Genomic DNA, 2,089 nt, shown 5'->3' with positions numbered 1-2,089 from the left:
CAAGAACAATTTTCCATGTGGAATCTTCAGCCATCATAGGCTCCTTCAAAAATTCATAACAACGGTGGATCGTCACAACCACTATAGGGCTCTCACTAGAGATCGTTTCCCAGAATAGAAAGGACTACAAAATGACTACGACAACAGCAGATACCTCCACGCCGGAAGAAACGGCTCAGGTCGTACCAAGCTATCTCCGCGGCCAGTGGGTAACACCAGAAGACGTTTCTGATGCAACGCAAGTGCGAGATGCCGCGACCAGTGAGGTGGTCTGCCGGTTTAGCGCCAAAGGCTTGGATATTGCTTCCGCGGTGGATTATGCACGCGAAGTAGGCGCAAGTAACCTGCAAAAATACACGTTGCATGAGCGTGCGATGATGATTAAAGAGATGGGGCTTTACCTGAAAAAGCACCGGGATGAGTTAAACGCGCTCGCGCATAAAACCGGTGCGAATAAGCGGGACAATTTTGTTGACGTTGATGGTGGGATTACCACCGCGCTGGTTATTTCATCCAAAGCACGGAAAGAATTACCCAATTCTCAGGTCATCGTTGATGAGGCAGAACCGGAAGTGCTTTCGGCCGACGGCTCATTTTTGGGCACCCATATTTTCGTTCCGCAGCAGGGAATTGCCGTTCAGATCAACGCGTTTAACTTTCCGGTATGGGGGATGTTGGAAAAATTTGCTCCTGCTTTTATCGCGGGAGTTCCCACTATCGTCAAGCCGGGTACTCCTTCTGGGTACGTCACCCAGGCTTGTGTGAAGCTCATGGTTGAGTCCGGCATTTTGCCAGATGGTGCGCTTCAATTGATTTCGGGTTCGGCGCGGGATTTGCTGGATTATTTGGATTACCGGGACCAAGTGGCATTCACAGGGTCTGCAGCGACAGCGCAGAAATTACGTGCGCATCGCAATGTTTCCGAAAACGGTGTGCAGTTTAGTTCTGAGGCTGACTCGTTGAACGCGGCTATTTTGGGCGCGGATGTAGCTCCGGAAGATCCTGAGTTCGAGATCTTTATCAAGGCGGTCTTCGCCGAAATGACTGCAAAAGCTGGGCAGAAATGTACCGCCATCCGTCGTGTATTGGTGCCAAACCACTTGAAGGGNNNNGAAGGGTGCTGTTGCACAGGCATTGCGCGAGCGTTTAGTGGCGAAAGTGATTGCCGGAGACCCACGTGACGAGAATGCGACGATGGGGCCGTTGGTTTCTGTGGACCAGCGCGCTGATGTCGCGACGGCAGTGACTCGCTTGGTAGATGCCGGTGGACAGTTGGTCTGCGGTGGACCGGATGAATTAGACGGTGCATATTTTGCTCCTACGGTGCTCACCTTCGATGACGCTTATGCACCGGCCGTTCATGAAGTTGAGGCTTTTGGTCCCGTGGTTTCTATTGTTGGATATTCGGACACCGTGGAAGCGATTGAATTGGCTGCGCTTGGTCGAGGATCTTTGGTTGCCTCTGTGGTTACTCACGACCCAGAAATTGCTGCTGAGTTTGCTCGTGGGATCGGGGCGCACCATGGTCGATTGCATTTCCTTGACCGGGACGACGCGAAAACCTCGACTGGACATGGGGCTCCTCTGCCGAATTTGATTCACGGAGGGCCCGGTCGTGCTGGCGGCGGCGAAGAATTAGGTGGCGTGCGTTCCATCAAGCACCACATGCAGCGGGTTGCGATCCAAGGAACGCCTGATCACCTGACTGCCATTACCGGAATTTGGCATCGGGGAGCGAAGGTGAACAGTGTGTCACGGGAAGACGTGGAGTCCGGCCGCGGGGTGCATCCATTCCGGAAATCGATTGCGGAGCTAGAAATTGGTGACCAGTTTGTTTCCGATTTCCGTGAGGTGCGGTTGGAAGACATTATCGCGTTTGCAGATTCTACTGGTGATCAGTTCTATGCTCATACAGATGCGAAGGCTGCCGCAGCGAACCCGTTTTTCCCGAGCCAAGTAGCGCATGGCTACTTGCTGGTTTCTTGGGCAGCTGGATTGTTCGTGGAACCCGCGCCGGGCCCGGTGCTGGCTAATATTGGCTTGGAAAACCTGAAGTTTTTGACCCCGGTTCCTGCTGGTGATTCCATCA

1 protein-coding gene and 1 pseudogene are annotated in these 2,089 nt (G+C 53.1%); both read left to right on the top strand.

Going from position 1 to position 2,089, the window contains the following annotated elements; genetic code table 11:
• Positions 1-131 precede the first annotated feature (131 nt).
• Positions 132-1,104: pseudogene (locus BKN05_RS12300) on the top strand (aldehyde dehydrogenase family protein); the annotation flags it as partial.
• Positions 1,105-1,112: 8 nt separating this feature from the next.
• A partial coding sequence (locus BKN05_RS12295) for an aldehyde dehydrogenase family protein (protein WP_286688763.1) occupies positions 1,113-2,089 on the top strand: 977 nt, incomplete at both ends.

It is taken from the genome of Corynebacterium sp. S5S1, from assembly GCF_001913985.1.
Taxonomy (GTDB): Bacteria; Actinomycetota; Actinomycetes; order Mycobacteriales; family Mycobacteriaceae; genus Corynebacterium; species Corynebacterium marquesiae.
This window is presented reverse-complemented; position numbering and strand designations above follow the sequence as displayed.